The sequence below is a fragment of the Pseudomonas sp. S5D5 genome (assembly GCF_003013355.1).
GTDB classification, from domain to species: Bacteria; Pseudomonadota; Gammaproteobacteria; order Pseudomonadales; family Pseudomonadaceae; genus Aquipseudomonas; species Aquipseudomonas aylmerensis.
The window spans coordinates 5,733,463-5,748,636 of record NZ_PTEO01000001.1; the positions used below are offsets into that span (position 1 = coordinate 5,733,463).

A 15,174-nucleotide genomic window follows, 5' to 3' on the forward strand; every position below is an offset into this window, starting at 1 on the left:
CCTAACGCTTGTGGCCTGTGTCGAGCTTGTGTTCCAAATGAATGGAATAGCGCGACATACCAAAACAGAAAATCCAGAACACCAGGGCAGCAAACACATAGCCTTCAGTGGCCATGCCCAGCCATTTCGGGTCGGCAGCGGCTTGCTTGACGCTGTTGAGCAGGTCGAACAGGCCGATGATGATCACCAGGCTCGTGTCCTTGAACAGCGCAATAAACGTGTTGACGATGCCCGGGATCACCAGCTTCAGGGCTTGCGGCAAAATCACCAGGCCCATGCTGCGCCAGTAGCCCAGGCCCATCGCCGCGGCCGCTTCGTATTGACCCTTGGGAATCGCCTGCAAGCCCCCGCGCACCACCTCGGCAACATAGGCCGACTGGAACAGGATCACGCCGATCAACGCGCGCAGCAGCTTGTCGATGCCCATGCCTTCCGGCAGGAACAACGGCAGCATCACCGACGACATGAACAGCACGGTGATCAACGGCACGCCCCGCCAGAACTCGATGAAGGTCACGCAGACCACTCGAATCGCCGGCATGTTCGAACGCCGCCCCAGCGCCAGCAGGATGCCCAGCGGCAAGGCGCCAGCGATACCGACGGTGGCGATGACCAGGGTCAGCATCAGGCCGCCCCATTGACTGGTGGCTACGTTGGTCAGGCCGAAGATCCCGCCGTGCAGCAGGAAGTAGGCGATGATCGGGTACAACACCAGGAAGCTCAGGCCGTAGATCGCCTTGCGCTGGAAACGCGAGATGAACAACGGCGCCACGCCAACGATGGCCAGCCACACGGTAAGGTCCACGCGCCAGCGCAGGTCGCCGGGGTAGTAGCCGTACATGAACTGCCCGAAGCGCTGTTGGATGAACACCCAGCAGGCGCCCTCCTTGGTGCAATCGGCGCGGGTCGTGCCGACCCAGTTGGCGTCGAGAATCGCCCAGTGCAGGATCGGCGGCACCACCAGGTAGACCAGGTAGAACGCCAGCAATGTCAGCAGGGTGTTGAGCCAACTGGAGAACAGGTTGGCGCGCATCCATGCCACCGGGCCGAAGACTTTGCTCGGCGGCGGCATATCCGGTTTGAAAGTATGCGTACTCATGGGCGTTTCCTCACCGCTCGATCAGCGCAATGCGCTTGTTGTACCAGTTCATCAGCAGGGAAATGCTGATGCTGATCGCCAGGTACACGCTCATGGTGATGGCAATGACTTCGATGGCCTGGCCGGTCTGGTTGAGCACCGTGCCGGCAAACAGCGAAACCATTTCCGGGTAGCCGATACCGGCGGCCAACGACGAGTTTTTCGCCAGGTTCAGGTATTGGCTGGTTAACGGCGGAATGATCACCCGCAGGGCCTGCGGGATGATGACCTTGCGCAGCGTCGGCCCGGGGCGCAGGCCCAGGGAGCGCGCGGCTTCCGTCTGGCCGTGGCTGACGGACTTGATGCCCGAGCGCACGATCTCGGCGATAAACGCTGCCGTGTACACGGTAAGCGCCAGGGTCAGGGCCAGCAGCTCAGGAATCAGGACCCAGCCACCGACGAAGTTGAACCCTTGCAGCTTGGGCATTTCCCAGTGCAGCGGCGCGCCGAAGATCAAGGCACACAACGCCGGGATCACGATGAACAGCGCCAGGCCGGCCCAGAATTTATGGAACGGTACGCCGGTCGCCTCAAAGCGCTTGTTGGCCCAACGGGCCATCAGCACGATCGCCACGATGGCCACGACGATGCTCGCCACAAACGGCCAGAAGCCGTCGGCGGCCAGTGCTGCCGGCATGTTCAGGCCACGGCTGCTGACAAAGAAGGTGTCGCCGAAGTTATGGCTGTTGCGCGGCCCCGGCATGGTCAGGAACACCGCGAAATACCAGAACAGGATCTGCAGCAACGGCGGAATGTTGCGGAACACTTCCACATACACGGTCGCCAGCTTGTTGATCATCCAGTTCGGCGACAGCCGTGCCACGCCGATGATGAAACCGAGCAACGTCGCCAGGATCACGCCGATGAAGGTCACCAGCAAGGTATTGAGCAAGCCGATCACAAAGACCCGGGCATAGCTGTCCGATTCGGTGTAGTCGATCAGGTGCTGCGCGATGCCGAAGCCGGCACTGCGCTCAAGAAAGTCGAAACCCGAGGTGATGCCCCGGTGCTGAAGGTTGGTCTGGGTGTTGTTGAAGAGGTACCAGCCCAGCGAGACCACCGCCACAATCGTGATGATCTGGAAGAGCCACGCACGCACTTTGGGATCGCTGAAGCTGAGCTTCTGCTTTGGTGCGCCGATTTGATTTTGCATGAAGTGCCCCGGAAATAATGGAACAGAACATCACCCGGCGGTTGGCCCACCGGGTGACAGAACCATCAGCGATCAGCGCACAGGGGGTGCGTATTGAATGCCACCGTTGTTCCACAGCGCGTTCAGGCCACGGTCGATTTCCAGCGGGGTGCTCTTGCCCAGGTTGCGCTCGAACATTTCACCGTAGTTACCGACTTGCTTGACGATCTGCACGACCCAGTCTTTCTTCACTTTCAGGTCTTTGCCGTACTCGCCATCAGCACCCAGCAGACGGGCGACGTCCGGGTTCTTGGTGGACTTGGCTTCAGCCTCGACGTTTTTAGAAGTGATGCCGGCTTCTTCAGCGTTGAGCATGGCGTAGCCCACCCAGCGCACGATGGCCAGCCACTCGTCGTCGCCGTTACGCACGACCGGGCCCAATGGCTCCTTGGAAATGGTTTCCGGCAGAACCACGTAGTCCTTCGGCGAAGCCAGCTTGCTGCGCTGGGCGAACAGTTGGGACTTGTCGGAGGTCAGCACGTCGCAACGACCGGATTCCAGCGACTTGGCGCTTTCATCGGAGGTGTCGAAGGTGATCGGGGTGTACTTGAGGTTGTTGGCGCGGAAGTAGTCGGAAACGTTCAGCTCAGTGGTGGTACCGGCCTGGATGCAGATGGTTGCACCGTCCAGTTCCTTGGCACTTTTCACGCCCAGCTTGTTGTTTACCAGGAAGCCGATGCCATCGTAGTAAGTGATGAAGCCTGGGAATTTCAAGCCCATGCCCGCATCGCGAGAGCTGGTCATGGTGGTGTTACGCGAGAGGATGTCGACTTCGCCAGACTGCAGCGCGGTGAAACGCTCCTTGGCATTCAACTGGCTGAACTTGACCTTGGTCGCGTCGCCGAACACGGCAGCGGCCACGGCGCGGCAAACGTCAGCATCGATCCCCAGGATCTTGCCGCTGGCATCCGGTACCGAGAAACCCGGCAGACCGTCACTCACGCCACATTGCACAAAGCCTTTCTTCTGCACGGCGTCCAGGGTGGCGCCTGCTTGGGCGAAACCGCTGACACCCAGTACAGCCGCCGCGCAAACGATGGCCAGGGTGGATTTCAATACCTTCATTCAAACCTCCAGTTGCTCTTGTTGTGTCGGAGCTCGAACCTCAGCGCACCCTTATGAGGCGATATTGACCCGTGTTGGCTTTTTTTGGGGTCAAGCAGCATGAGACTGTCGCAGTAATTCCAGTTGCTATCCCACGAGCGGCAGTCACTGATAGTGTTACCGTCCTGAGATAGTTCTGACATCGACCTACACATAGCAAGGCGCGTACCAGAGTGATGGCTGAGTCGTTTCAGCCCATGGTCAATAGGAAAAGATTCAACCTTGCGACATTCTCTTAACAGATCAACTCACTGCGCACCGTTCCGACGCACCCAATCGGAGCGCACGCACATTAATGGAGCAGACATGACCGAACCCTTGATTCTTCAGCCCGCCAAGCCCGCAGACGCCTGCGTAATCTGGTTGCATGGCCTGGGTGCCGATCGCTACGACTTTATGCCGGTAGCCGAAGCCCTGCAGGAAAGCCTGCTGACCACGCGCTTCGTCTTGCCCCAGGCGCCGACACGCCCGGTGACCATCAACGGCGGCTACGAGATGCCGAGCTGGTACGACATCAAGGCCATGAGCCCGGCCCGTTCGATCAGCCTGGAAGAGCTGGAAGTGTCGGCCAACATGGTCACGGATCTGATCGAAGCGCAGAAGAGAACCGGAATAGACGCCTCTCGGATTTTCCTCGCCGGTTTTTCCCAAGGTGGCGCCGTGGTTTTCCACACGGCGTTTATAAATTGGCAGGGGCCCTTGGGCGGCGTCATCGCCCTCTCCACCTACGCGCCGACTTTCGGCGACGAGCTGGAATTGTCTGCCAGCCAGCAACGCATTCCCGCCCTGTGCCTGCATGGCCAGTACGACGACGTGGTGCAGAACGCCATGGGCCGCAGCGCCTTCGAGCATTTGAAGAGCCGTGGTGTCACCGTGACATGGCAGGAATACCCAATGGGCCACGAAGTGTTACCTCAAGAGATACACGACATCGGTGCCTGGCTGGCCGCTCGCCTGGGCTGAAACCAGCGTTTATGTAGCCGTATGACAGACGCACTACGCCGCGCCCGATTCTTGCATTACACTGGCCGGCGTATATTCCTTAACCAATTAATGAGATCACCGTGCTCAAAGCACTCAAGAAGATGTTCGGCAAAAGCGAGGCTGAGCCGCTCGCGCCTGTTCCCAGTGCTCCTGTCCCGACTGCCGGCAGCCGCAATGACGGTAAACAGCCCGGCCGGACCGCACCTGTCGCCCAGCCGAAGAAGCCGACGGTGACGCCACCTGAACCGGCAGCACCGGTCGAGGCCGCTATTGCGCCAGTCGCGCCAAAGCCGCGGCGCGAACGCGCACCCAAACCGGCGGTCATCCCCTGGAAACTCGAAGACTTCGTGGTCGAGCCACAGGAAGGCAAGACCCGCTTCCACGACTTCAAACTGGCCCCGGAACTGATGCACGCCATCCAGGACCTGGGTTTCCCGTACTGCACACCGATCCAGGCGCAGGTGCTGGGCTTTACCCTCGCGGGCAAAGACGCCATCGGCCGTGCCCAGACCGGCACCGGCAAGACCGCCGCGTTCCTGATCTCGATCATCACCCAGTTGCTTCAGACGCCGCCGCCCAAGGAACGCTACATGGGTGAGCCGCGCGCGCTGATCATCGCGCCGACCCGCGAGCTGGTGGTGCAGATCGCCAAGGACGCTGCCGACCTGACCAAGTACACCGGCCTCAACGTCATGACGTTTGTCGGCGGCATGGATTTCGACAAGCAACTCAAGCACCTCGAAGCACGGCATTGCGACATTCTGGTGGCCACGCCTGGCCGCCTGCTGGACTTCAACCAGCGCGGCGACGTGCACCTGGACATGGTCGAAGTGATGGTGCTGGACGAAGCCGACCGCATGCTCGACATGGGGTTCATCCCACAAGTGCGTCAGATCATTCGCCAGACTCCGCCGAAAAGCGAACGCCAGACCCTGCTGTTCTCCGCCACCTTCACCGAAGACGTGATGAACCTCGCCAAGCAATGGACCACCGACCCGTCCATCGTCGAGATCGAAGCGGAAAACGTGGCCAGCGAGAACGTCGAACAGCACATCTATGCCGTGGCCGGCGCCGACAAGTACAAGCTGCTCTACAACCTGGTCAACGACAACGGTTGGGAGCGCGTGATGGTGTTCGCCAACCGCAAGGACGAAGTGCGCCGCATCGAAGAGCGCCTGGTGCGCGATGGCGTCAACGCCGCGCAACTGTCCGGCGATGTGCCGCAACACAAGCGCATCAAGACCCTGGAAGGCTTTCGCGAAGGCAAGATCCGCGTGCTGGTGGCCACCGACGTGGCCGGGCGTGGTATCCACATCGACGGCATCAGCCACGTGATCAACTTCACCCTGCCGGAAGTGCCGGATGACTACGTGCACCGTATCGGCCGCACCGGTCGCGCAGGCGCTGCGGGGGTGTCGATCAGCTTTGCCGGCGAGGACGACTCGTATCAGTTGCCGTCGATCGAGGCCTTGCTGGGCCGCAAGATCAGCTGCGAGACGCCGCCGACGCACTTGCTGCGCGCCGTTGAGCGCAAACGCCCTTAAACCTGCACCACCGTTGTAGGCGCTGGCTTGCCAGCGCCTGCACACGCCGCGTACCCAAGACTAGCCTCGATACAATTCCCCCAGGATGGGTTGCCGAATTCTCGAGGCCTCGTCTCTGAATGACTGGTAATAGTCGAAACTGCTGGCCGGCATATCCAGCACGCTGCTGCTCGTATCATACGACTGGCTTTGGGTCGACTCACCAGCCCCCGCATTGAACGCGGGCGGGCCCGCATCGGACGAGAATTCAGTAAAGTGCACTCATGCACTTACACCTTCCAGCGATTCGCCGCCTTATGATCACTGTCCCGCCCTTCCACCCACCGCGGCCCTTCGCTGGTATTTTCCTTCTTCCAGAACGGTGCGCGGGTCTTGAGGTAGTCCATCACAAACGCACAGGCATCAAACGCCGCCTGGCGATGGGCACTGGCAGCCGCGACGAACACGATGGGCTCGCCAGGCTCCAGGGCGCCGATGCGGTGCAGCACTTCCAGCTTGAGCAGCGGCCAGCGCTGCTCAGCCTCGACGGCGATCTTGGCCAGGGCTTTTTCGGTCATGCCGGGATAGTGCTCGAGGAACATCCCCGCCACATCGAGGCCATCGTTGAAATCGCGCACATAGCCGACAAAGCTCACCACTGCGCCGACGCCGACATTGGCGGCGTGCATGCCGTTGACTTCGGCGCCGGGGTCAAAGGGCTGGGCCTGCACACGAATGGCCATGCTCAGCCTCCGGTCACGGGCGGGAAGAACGCCACTTCGTCGCCGGCCTGCAACGGCTCGTCGAGGGTGCACAGTTCCTGGTTGCGCGCGCACATCAGGCTGGTTTCGTTCAACACCGTGAATTCGGGATCGCCCGCCAATGCCTGGCGCACAGCCTCGACGGTGGCGAAATCGCCTTCCATCTTCAGGGAGTCCAAACCGATCACCTCGCTGTAGCGCGCAAAAAACAGTACGTTGATGCTCATGCCTGGTCCGCCTTGAAATGCCCGCTTTTACCGCCGAGCTTTTCCAGCAGGCGGATGCTTTCGATGGTCATGCCGCGGTCCACCGCCTTGCACATGTCGTAGATCGTCAGTGCTGCGACGCTGGCGGCGGTGAGGGCTTCCATCTCCACGCCGGTCTGGCCTGAGAGTTTGCAGCGCGCGAGGATATGCACCACGTCCACGCCCTCGGCGCTGAGCTCGACCTTGACGCCGGTGAGCATCAGCGGGTGGCACAGGGGGATCAGGTCACTGGTTTTTTTCGCCGCCTGGATCCCGGCGATGCGGGCCACGGCAAACACGTCGCCCTTGGGATGGGCGCCGTCGACAATCATTTTCAGGGTCTCGGGCAGCATGCGCACCCGCGCTTCAGCCACCGCCTCGCGGAACGTCACGGCTTTGTCGGTGACGTCGACCATATGGGCGCGACCTTGGGAATCGAGATGAGTCAGCACAGCGGTACTCCTGATCAGGAGCGTCGATTGTAAACCCAACGCAGATCAAAAGGTGGGAGCTGGCTTTTGTGGGAGTCGGGCTTGCCCGCGATGCAGGCACCTCGGTATGTCAGTTACACCGAGGTGATGCTATCGCAGGCAAGCCAGCTCCCACATTGACCGTGGTTACAGGTGGGATTCGGCGTATTCGGCCAGAATCGAACGTGGGACACCCTGCAGGGCGATGTGCACGCCGTTCGGGAAGTCCTTGAAGCGTTCCGTCAGGTAAGTCAGCCCGGAGCTGGTCGCGGACAGGTAAGGGGTGTCGATCTGTGCCAGGTTGCCCAGGCACACCACTTTGGAACCGGCGCCGGCACGGGTGATGATGGTTTTCATCTGGTGCGGGGTGAGGTTCTGGCATTCATCGATCAAAATCAGGCTTTGCTGGAAGCTGCGACCTCGGATGTAGTTGAGGGATTTGAACTGCAACGGCACTTTGCTGAGGATGTAGTCGACGCTGCCATGGGTGTTTTCGTCATCCATGTGCAAGGCTTCGAGGTTGTCGGTGATCGCCCCCAGCCACGGCTCCATTTTTTCCGCCTCGGTGCCGGGCAGGAAACCGATTTCCTGGTCCAGGCCCTGCACGCTGCGGGTGGCGATGATGCGGCGATAGCGCTTGGTCACCATGGTCTGCTCGATGGCGGCAGCCAGGGCGAGGATGGTTTTCCCCGAACCCGCGGCGCCGGTCAGGTTGACCAGGTGGATGTCCGGGTCGAGCAGCGCATACAGCGCCAGGCTCTGGTAGATATCACGCGGTTTCAGGCCCCAGGCTTCCTGGTGCAACAGGGGTTCCTGATGCAGGTCGAGGATCAGCAGCTTGTCGACCTGGATTTCTTTGATCCAGCCCACGAAGCCCTGTTCGTCGATGATGAACTCGTTGATGTGCACGGCCGGCAGGTTGTCGATCAACTGTACCTGGTGCCAGGTGCGGCCATGGTCCTGACGGGTTTCAACTTTGCTGACCAGGTCCCAGAAGGAACCCGTCACAGTGTGATACCCACGGGAGAGCATCGACACGTCGTCGACCAGTTGGTCGGTGCTGTAGTCCTCGGCAGCGATCCCACACGCTCGTGCCTTGAGGCGCATATTGATGTCTTTGGTCACCAGCACCAGGCGCAGGTCCTTGTCGCGTGCGTGCAGGTCGATCAATTGGTTGATGATTTTGTTGTCGTTCAGATTTTCCGGCAGCAGGCTGTTGGGCTCGCTGCGCTTGCTCATCAGAATCGACAGCAAGCCCTTGGGCCCGCTTTTGCCGCGCTGGATCGGCACACCGACTTCAACGTCGTCAGGTGACGCTTCGCCCAGGGTCTTGTCGATCAGGCGGATGGCCTGGCGGCATTCGGCAGCCACGCTGTGGTGCCCGCTTTTGAGTTTGTCGAGCTCCTCAAGCACGATCATCGGGATGGCGACGTGGTGTTCTTCGAAGTTAAGCAGTGCGTTCGGATCGTGGATCAGTACGTTGGTATCAAGCACATAAAGGATTGGCTGGTCGGAAGAAGGGTTACGTCCATGATCATCCATACTCGGTCACCTTTGTGGGAGCCAGTCGACGCAATACCGCAACAGTGCTGCGCCTCGATTCGACCACCGACTGCACCTGAGTGACGTCAAGTGCAGTGCCCACATGAGGAGTCTTGGAAGACGCCACCTGTGTTGCAGGTTTCGGCGATCTGACTTCGTAATACCGCAAAACCCATGACAGGAAAAAGCACTTTGACGCATTTTTGAAGTTTATTTTTCAGGATGACGAATAGCACTAGCCGAGTGCCATGGACCCCGTTAAAGTCGGAAGTCCGCCTGCATCGAAATGTCGCACGAAATCACCCCGAAAATGCCGCATCCCCAACAGGGCCGGGCACTTCGGTCTTTTCAGCGAAACGCCTCCCGGCAGTCCTGCCAACCCAATCCGCTTTGCCCCGTCGCCTGCAATAATATCGGCAACGCCACCCGCGCCTTGTCCTGGGTGTCGTGAAACACAATCACCCCTTTGCGCCACAGCAACATCAACGTCAGCACCCGTTGCGCCGACTCATCGGCCTTGAGCTTGCCCGGCTCGTCCTGGGAATCGATATCCCACAACGCCACTTGCAGGCCCTGGGCCTGGAAGAACCCCTGGCTGTCCGCGCGACGCTGACCGTAGGGCGGCCGAAACAGCGGCAGGTAGTTTTCCGGCATCAGGTTCTGCGCGAGCGAGGCACTGCGGGTAATGGAGCCCTGCCAGTCGACCCAATGGCTATGGGAGCGATACTGCCAGCCTTGGGTGCCGACGCACTGGCCCTGGTACAGCGCCTGCACATCGGCCACCGAGCTGCGCTCGACGCGCGTCTGCAGGCTGCTGCCGAGGACGAAGAAGGTCGCGTTCATCTTCTGCTTGCGCAGGTAATCAGTGAGCAAGTCGGTGTTGCCGCTGACCGGTGCCGGACCGCCATCGAAGGTCAGCAGGAACAGCCGGTCGTTGAACTCGTCGCCATTGCGCTCGTGATCGCCAAAGCGCGCGATTTCGCTGCTGATCTGCGGAAACAGCGCGGCCTTGCGCAGCAGCTCGTCCAGGTAGCGTTCGTGGAACGCGTGGCTGGGGCCGGCCCAGCCTATATAGAAGGAGTTTTCGCTGACCTCGAACTTGCCGGCCTGCTCGCGCAGGTCGTCCATGTTTTCCACCAGGTAGCAGAACGAGGCATCTTCCTCGCAGCTTTGCTGGGCGAACGTGTAGTTCTCCAGCAGGCGCTGCCAGAGCTGGCGACGCAAGTCGTCGATGGACGCCATGTTGATGATCTTCAAGCCCAGGCGTTGCTTGAGCGCGGCTTCATCCTGATTCTCGCTGGCGAGCAGGCTGTGGGCGAACATCAGGATTTCCGCGCGCGAGGCCACGTCGAACAGCGCCGGGCTGCCGAGCTTTTCGGGCCAGGTGCCACGGTCCAGGCTGGCGACATCCACCGGCGCCGCCTGGGCGGTCAGGCAGAGCAGGCAAGCTGATAATAAAAGCGCAATTCGCACCTAGGGTCTCCCTCTCCAGAGTCGTCGGGCACTATAGCCGATACACCCCATCCCACGCTGGCTCCCGCAGTTTTGGTGTCTATTGCCTTGATAGGTGGAGTCAAAACGCCCCAGCCCCTAGAATCCCCTCCACGATTACAGGAGCCAACTTCATGCTGATGGTGATTTCCCCCGCCAAAACCCTCGATTTCGAGTCAAAGCCGGTAACCCCGCGCTTCACCCAGCCGCAATACCTTGACCACTCCCAGGAGTTGATCGAGCAATTGCGCGACCTGAGCCCGGCGCAAATCAGCGAGTTGATGCACGTATCCGACAAGATCGGCGGCCTCAACGCCGCGCGCTTTGGCAGTTGGACTCCCGCTTTCACGCCGGACAATGCCAAGCAGGCGCTGCTGGCATTCAAGGGCGATGTCTACACCGGCCTGAACGCCGAGACCTTCAGCGATGCCGATTTCTCCTACGCCCAGGACCACCTGCGCATGCTCTCGGGCCTCTACGGCCTGCTGCGCCCGCTGGACCTGATGATGCCGTACCGCCTGGAGATGGGCACCAAACTGGCCAACGCCCGTGGCAAGGACCTGTACGCCTTCTGGGGCACCCGCATCAGCGAATGGCTCAACGAAGCCCTGGCCGAACAAGGTGACGACGTGCTGCTCAACCTGGCCTCCAACGAGTACTTCTCGGCGGTCAAGCGCACAGCCCTGAACGCGCGCATCATCAATACCGAGTTCAAGGACCTGAAGAACGGCCAGTACAAGATCATCAGCTTCTACGCCAAGAAGGCCCGGGGCATGATGAGCCGCTTCGTCATCGAGGAGCGCATCAACGACCCGGCCAAGCTCAAGCAATTCGACGTGCAGGGTTATCGCTTCAATGCAGAGCAGTCCAAGCCGGATAACCTGGTGTTTTTGCGCGATCACGCACCGGAATAAGGCCCGGGCAAGCACTCTTGTTTGAATGTGGGAGCTGGCTTGCCTGCGATAGCGATGTATCAGTTGCAGATTTGCCAACTGACCCGACGCTATCGCAGGCAAGCCAGCTCCCACATTTTTGATCACATTCCTCCAAGCATTTCGTCATTATTTTGACGTCAAAAAATATCTTGACGCATCTCTAACAATTCTTTCACTCGACATTTCCAATTTTTTTTCGTAGTGGCACCACTTTTTTCAAACCGTGGTGGCACAAAACTATCTCTGCGCGCCAACTCCCTACAACTACTGGCCCAAATAGCAAGTGCTATCACTGTACTACCAGTGCCATCTTTTCTAATATTTCAAGAAATTTCGGGAAACAGGATGAGCGGCCCGGAACTTCACCTTAAAGCGCCGCTCATACCACCGGTAACGAAATTCTCTGTTTCTGTAAGAGATGACTTACATAACGATCCACGGAAGTAGCAAAGTTGCCCCATCAACTTTGACTCACGGGTCACATCATCAACTGATATGAGTTGAGGGCGGCGATAAGGATGAATTGCTAACCCCTATAGGCCAAGGCAGCGCTTACCCAAATGTGTCGGTGCCAACGCTCAAGCCATTGATATTAAAGGGCTAACCGCCTCTATCAAGGCTCTACGGCGCCGGCGTCAGGCCCTTCCACCCGGAAGCCTGGCTGCATTTTAGGGCAAGCCCCAATAACAAGGCCAAGTTGCGCACACCTTGAGTGCAATAGTTAGTCACTCACTATTTAACCTGCCTGTACGCGGTAAGTCGGCGTCTATTCGCCCAACTTCCGTGTGAACAGTGACGTTTGCAAACATGAACTCCGGCCATCTATTGGCATGATTAACACCGTCTTCAATGACAAAGAGGTAAATGCGATGCGCATCAGCATATTTGGTCTAGGTTACGTTGGCGCAGTCTGTGCCGGTTGCCTGTCTGCACGTGGCCACGAAGTGGTCGGCGTAGACATCTCCAAGGAAAAGATCGACCTGATCAACGCAGGCAAATCGCCCATCGTTGAACCGGGTCTGGGCGAACTGTTGAGCCAAGGCATCGCAAACGGTCGACTGCGTGGCACGACCAACTTCGCCGAAGCCATCCGTGATACCGACCTGTCGATGATTTGTGTCGGCACGCCGAGCAAGAAGAACGGCGACCTGGAACTCAACTACATCGAATCGGTATGCCGCGAGATCGGTTTTGTCCTGCGTGACAAGACCACCCGCCACACCATCGTAGTGCGCAGCACCGTGTTGCCAGGCACTGTCGCCAATGTAGTGATCCCGATCCTCGAAGACTGCTCCGGCAAGAAAGCCGGCGTCGACTTCGGCGTCGCGGTCAACCCGGAATTCCTGCGTGAATCCACCGCCATCGCCGACTACGACCTGCCGCCGATGACCGTTATCGGTGAGTTCGACAAAGCCTCCGGCGATGTCCTGCAGTCGCTGTACGAAGAACTCGACGCCCCGATCATCCGCAAGGACATCGCCGTTGCCGAGATGATCAAGTACACCTGCAACGTATGGCACGCGACCAAGGTCACCTTCGCCAACGAGATCGGCAACATCGCCAAGGCGGTCGGCGTCGACGGTCGCGAAGTGATGGAAGTGGTCTGCCAGGACAAGACCCTCAACCTGTCCCAGTACTACATGCGCCCAGGCTTCGCGTTCGGCGGCTCGTGCCTGCCCAAGGACGTGCGTGCCCTGACCTACCGCGCAGGTTCCCTGGACGTGGAAGCACCGCTGCTCAACTCGCTGATGCGCAGCAACGAGTCCCAGGTGCAGAACGCCTTCGACATCGTCGCCGGCCACGACAAACGCAAAGTCGCGCTGCTGGGCCTGAGCTTCAAGGCCGGCACCGATGACCTGCGCGAAAGCCCGCTGGTCGAGCTGGCCGAGATGCTGATCGGCAAAGGTTTCGACCTGAGCATCTACGACAGCAACGTCGAGTACGCCCGTGTCCACGGCGCGAACAAAGACTACATCGAAGGCAAGATCCCGCACGTGTCGTCCCTGCTCAACTCGGACTTCGACGACGTGATCAACAACTCCGACGTGATCATCCTGGGCAACCGCGATGAGAAGTTCCGTGCCCTGGCGCATAACGCCCCGCACGGCAAGCAAGTGGTCGACCTGGTGGGCTTCATGTCCGCAGCCACCAGCGTCAGCGGCCGCACCGAAGGCATTTGCTGGTAACGGAAGAGCAGCGGCAGGTTTCGAGCCGCAAGCTGCAAGTAAAAGCACCGCCCTTGCAGCTTGCGGCTTGCAACCAGCCGCTTTCACCACCTTCGGATGACGCTTATGTCCAAGTTAAAACACGTACTGCTCCAATCCGCCGGCTGGCTGTTCTTTCTGAGCCTGCTGATGGGACTCGCCCTGCTTTTGCCGGCGAGTACGTTCGACTCCGAGTCGAAGAATTTTATTTTCCTGATTGGCGCCGTCGGTATCTGGCGCTACTCGATGGGTGCTACGCATTTCTTTCGCGGCATGCTGTTTTTGTACGTGGTCTACCCGCACCTGCGCCGCAAAGTGCGCAAGTTGGGCAAGGCCGCCGACCCGTCCCATGTGTTCCTGATGGTCACCAGCTTCCGGATCGATGCGCTGACCACCGCGCAGGTCTACAGCTCGGTGATTCGCGAGGCCATCGAATGTGGCTTCCCGACCACCGTGGTCTGCTCGCTGGTGGAAATGTCCGATGAGCTGCTGGTCAAGAGCCTGTGGGAACGCATGAACCCGCCAGACCACGTGAAGCTCGACTTCGTGCGCATCGCCGGTACCGGCAAGCGTGACGGCCTGGCCTTCGGTTTTCGCGCCATCTCCCGCCACCTGCCGGATGACCGCGCCGTGGTCGCCGTGATCGATGGCGACACCGTGCTCGCCGAAGGCGTGGTCCGCAAGACCGTCCCGTGGTTCCAGCTGTTCGGCAATGTCGGCGGGCTGACCACCAACGAGTTCTGCGAAGTACGCGGCGGCTACATCATGAGCGAGTGGCACAAGCTGCGCTTCGCCCAACGCCACATCAACATGTGCTCGATGGCCCTGTCCAAGCGCGTGCTGACCATGACCGGGCGTATGTCGGTGTTCCGTGCCAGCGTGGTCACCGACCCGGGCTTTATCGCCGACGTGGAAAGCGACTCGCTGCAACACTGGCGCCTGGGCCGCTTCAAGTTCCTGACCGGCGATGACAAGTCCAGCTGGTTCAGCCTGATGCGCCTTGGCTACGACACCTTCTACGTGCCGGACGCCGCGATCAACACCGTGGAACACCCGCCGGAAAAGAGTTTTATCAAGGCCAGCCGCAAGCTGATGTTCCGCTGGTACGGCAACAACCTGCGCCAGAACTCCCGTGCCCTGGGCCTGGGTGTGCGCCGGCTGGGCCTGTTCACCAGCATCGTGTTGTTCGACCAGCGCGTGTCGATGTGGACCTCCCTGCTCGGCCTGACCGTGGCAATCATCGCCACCTTCAAGTACGGCGGCGCGTTCATCCTCGCCTACCTGCTGTGGATCGGCATCACCCGCCTGATCCTGACCCTGCTGCTGTCGTGCTCCGGCCACAAGATCGGCCCGGCCTACCCCGTGATTCTCTATTACAACCAGATCATGGGCGCGCTGGTGAAGATCTACGTGTTCTTCCGCCTTGATCAACAGTCCTGGACCCGCCAGGACACCAAACTGACCCGCGATTTGGCCAGCTTTCAACGTTGGTTCAACACCTGGTCGTCTCGGACCATGACCTTCTCCGCCGGCAGCATTTTCGTCGCCGTGTTGCTGATGATGGTCTGACCCTGCCAAGCCTGAA

13 protein-coding genes are annotated in these 15,174 nt (G+C 59.8%); 5 read left to right on the forward strand and 8 right to left on the reverse strand.

Going from position 1 to position 15,174, the window contains the following annotated elements; all coding sequences use genetic code 11:
- Position 1: 1 nt before the first annotated feature.
- The 3 genes from C9990_RS26180 to C9990_RS26190 all read right to left on the reverse strand — a co-directional run bounded on the left by C9990_RS26180 (position 2) and on the right by C9990_RS26190 (position 3,395).
- On the reverse strand, positions 2-1,099 hold the full coding sequence (locus tag C9990_RS26180) for an amino acid ABC transporter permease (protein ID WP_065907019.1): 1,098 nt from the start codon (positions 1,097-1,099) through the stop codon (positions 2-4).
- Positions 1,100-1,109: 10 nt separating this feature from the next.
- Entirely contained in the window at positions 1,110-2,291 is a 1,182-nt protein-coding gene (locus C9990_RS26185) for an amino acid ABC transporter permease (protein ID WP_065907020.1), read from the reverse strand.
- Positions 2,292-2,363: 72 nt separating this feature from the next.
- Entirely contained in the window at positions 2,364-3,395 is a 1,032-nt protein-coding gene (locus C9990_RS26190) for an amino acid ABC transporter substrate-binding protein (RefSeq protein WP_016974565.1), read from the reverse strand.
- A gap of 345 nt (positions 3,396-3,740) precedes the next feature.
- On the opposite strand from C9990_RS26190, the gene C9990_RS26195 reads away from it, so the two are divergent.
- Both C9990_RS26195 and rhlB read left to right on the forward strand, forming a co-directional pair.
- Positions 3,741-4,397 carry an alpha/beta hydrolase gene (locus tag C9990_RS26195; protein WP_106805098.1) on the forward strand — a complete coding sequence of 219 codons (657 nt, stop codon included), beginning with the start codon at positions 3,741-3,743 and terminating at the stop codon, positions 4,395-4,397.
- A 95-nt stretch (positions 4,398-4,492) separates the two neighbouring features.
- Complete coding sequence (gene rhlB / locus C9990_RS26200) at positions 4,493-5,962, forward strand: ATP-dependent RNA helicase RhlB (protein WP_083221457.1); 1,470 nt, start codon at positions 4,493-4,495, stop codon at positions 5,960-5,962.
- Between the two features lie 269 nt (positions 5,963-6,231).
- On the opposite strand, the gene moaE is transcribed toward rhlB, so the two are convergent.
- From moaE to C9990_RS26225, 5 genes are all read right to left on the reverse strand, one after another.
- On the reverse strand, positions 6,232-6,684 hold the full coding sequence (gene moaE, locus C9990_RS26205) for a molybdopterin synthase catalytic subunit MoaE (RefSeq protein ID WP_106805099.1): 453 nt from the start codon (positions 6,682-6,684) through the stop codon (positions 6,232-6,234).
- Positions 6,685-6,686: 2 nt separating this feature from the next.
- The gene (gene moaD, locus C9990_RS26210) at positions 6,687-6,929 is read right to left on the reverse strand and encodes a molybdopterin converting factor subunit 1 (protein ID WP_106805100.1); all 243 of its coding nucleotides are present in this window, start codon (positions 6,927-6,929) and stop codon (positions 6,687-6,689) included.
- Positions 6,926-7,399: a cyclic pyranopterin monophosphate synthase MoaC gene (moaC, locus tag C9990_RS26215; protein ID WP_065907039.1), complete on the reverse strand. Its 474-nt coding sequence runs from the start codon at positions 7,397-7,399 to the stop codon at positions 6,926-6,928. The genes moaD and moaC overlap by 4 nt, the downstream gene beginning before the upstream one ends.
- A 165-nt stretch (positions 7,400-7,564) precedes the next feature.
- The gene (locus tag C9990_RS26220) at positions 7,565-8,959 is read right to left on the reverse strand and encodes a PhoH family protein (RefSeq protein WP_017135209.1); all 1,395 of its coding nucleotides are present in this window, start codon (positions 8,957-8,959) and stop codon (positions 7,565-7,567) included.
- Positions 8,960-9,307: 348 nt separating this feature from the next.
- Positions 9,308-10,432, reverse strand: coding sequence for a polysaccharide deacetylase family protein (locus C9990_RS26225; protein WP_106805101.1), 1,125 nt, complete (start codon positions 10,430-10,432; stop codon positions 9,308-9,310).
- A gap of 152 nt (positions 10,433-10,584) precedes the next feature.
- Between C9990_RS26225 and yaaA the strand changes: the two genes are divergently transcribed.
- The 3 genes from yaaA to alg8 all read left to right on the forward strand — a co-directional run bounded on the left by yaaA (position 10,585) and on the right by alg8 (position 15,158).
- Positions 10,585-11,364: a peroxide stress protein YaaA gene (gene yaaA, locus C9990_RS26230; protein ID WP_106805102.1), complete on the forward strand. Its 780-nt coding sequence runs from the start codon at positions 10,585-10,587 to the stop codon at positions 11,362-11,364.
- Positions 11,365-12,254: 890 nt separating this feature from the next.
- Complete coding sequence (locus C9990_RS26235; RefSeq protein WP_065907093.1) at positions 12,255-13,571, forward strand: nucleotide sugar dehydrogenase; 1,317 nt, start codon at positions 12,255-12,257, stop codon at positions 13,569-13,571.
- Positions 13,572-13,676: 105 nt separating this feature from the next.
- On the forward strand, positions 13,677-15,158 hold the full coding sequence (alg8, locus tag C9990_RS26240; protein WP_162946061.1) for a mannuronan synthase: 1,482 nt from the start codon (positions 13,677-13,679) through the stop codon (positions 15,156-15,158).
- Positions 15,159-15,174 lie beyond the last annotated feature (16 nt).

Bases quoted from the DNA above. Each gene is read 5' to 3' on its own strand.
- C9990_RS26180 (WP_065907019.1), bottom strand. From the start codon at position 1,099: ATGAGTACGCATACTTTCAAACCGGATATGCCGCCGCCGAGCAAAGTC.
- C9990_RS26195 (WP_106805098.1), top strand. From the start codon at position 3,741: ATGACCGAACCCTTGATTCTTCAGCCCGCCAAGCCCGCAGACGCCTGC.
- alg8 (WP_162946061.1), top strand. From the start codon at position 13,677: ATGTCCAAGTTAAAACACGTACTGCTCCAATCCGCCGGCTGGCTGTTC.
- moaE (WP_106805099.1), bottom strand. From the start codon at position 6,684: ATGGCCATTCGTGTGCAGGCCCAGCCCTTTGACCCCGGCGCCGAAGTC.
- C9990_RS26190 (WP_016974565.1), bottom strand. From the start codon at position 3,395: ATGAAGGTATTGAAATCCACCCTGGCCATCGTTTGCGCGGCGGCTGTA.
- C9990_RS26220 (WP_017135209.1), bottom strand. From the start codon at position 8,959: ATGGATGATCATGGACGTAACCCTTCTTCCGACCAGCCAATCCTTTAT.
- yaaA (WP_106805102.1), top strand. From the start codon at position 10,585: ATGCTGATGGTGATTTCCCCCGCCAAAACCCTCGATTTCGAGTCAAAG.
- C9990_RS26235 (WP_065907093.1), top strand. From the start codon at position 12,255: ATGCGCATCAGCATATTTGGTCTAGGTTACGTTGGCGCAGTCTGTGCC.
- moaD (WP_106805100.1), bottom strand. From the start codon at position 6,929: ATGAGCATCAACGTACTGTTTTTTGCGCGCTACAGCGAGGTGATCGGT.
- C9990_RS26185 (WP_065907020.1), bottom strand. From the start codon at position 2,291: ATGCAAAATCAAATCGGCGCACCAAAGCAGAAGCTCAGCTTCAGCGAT.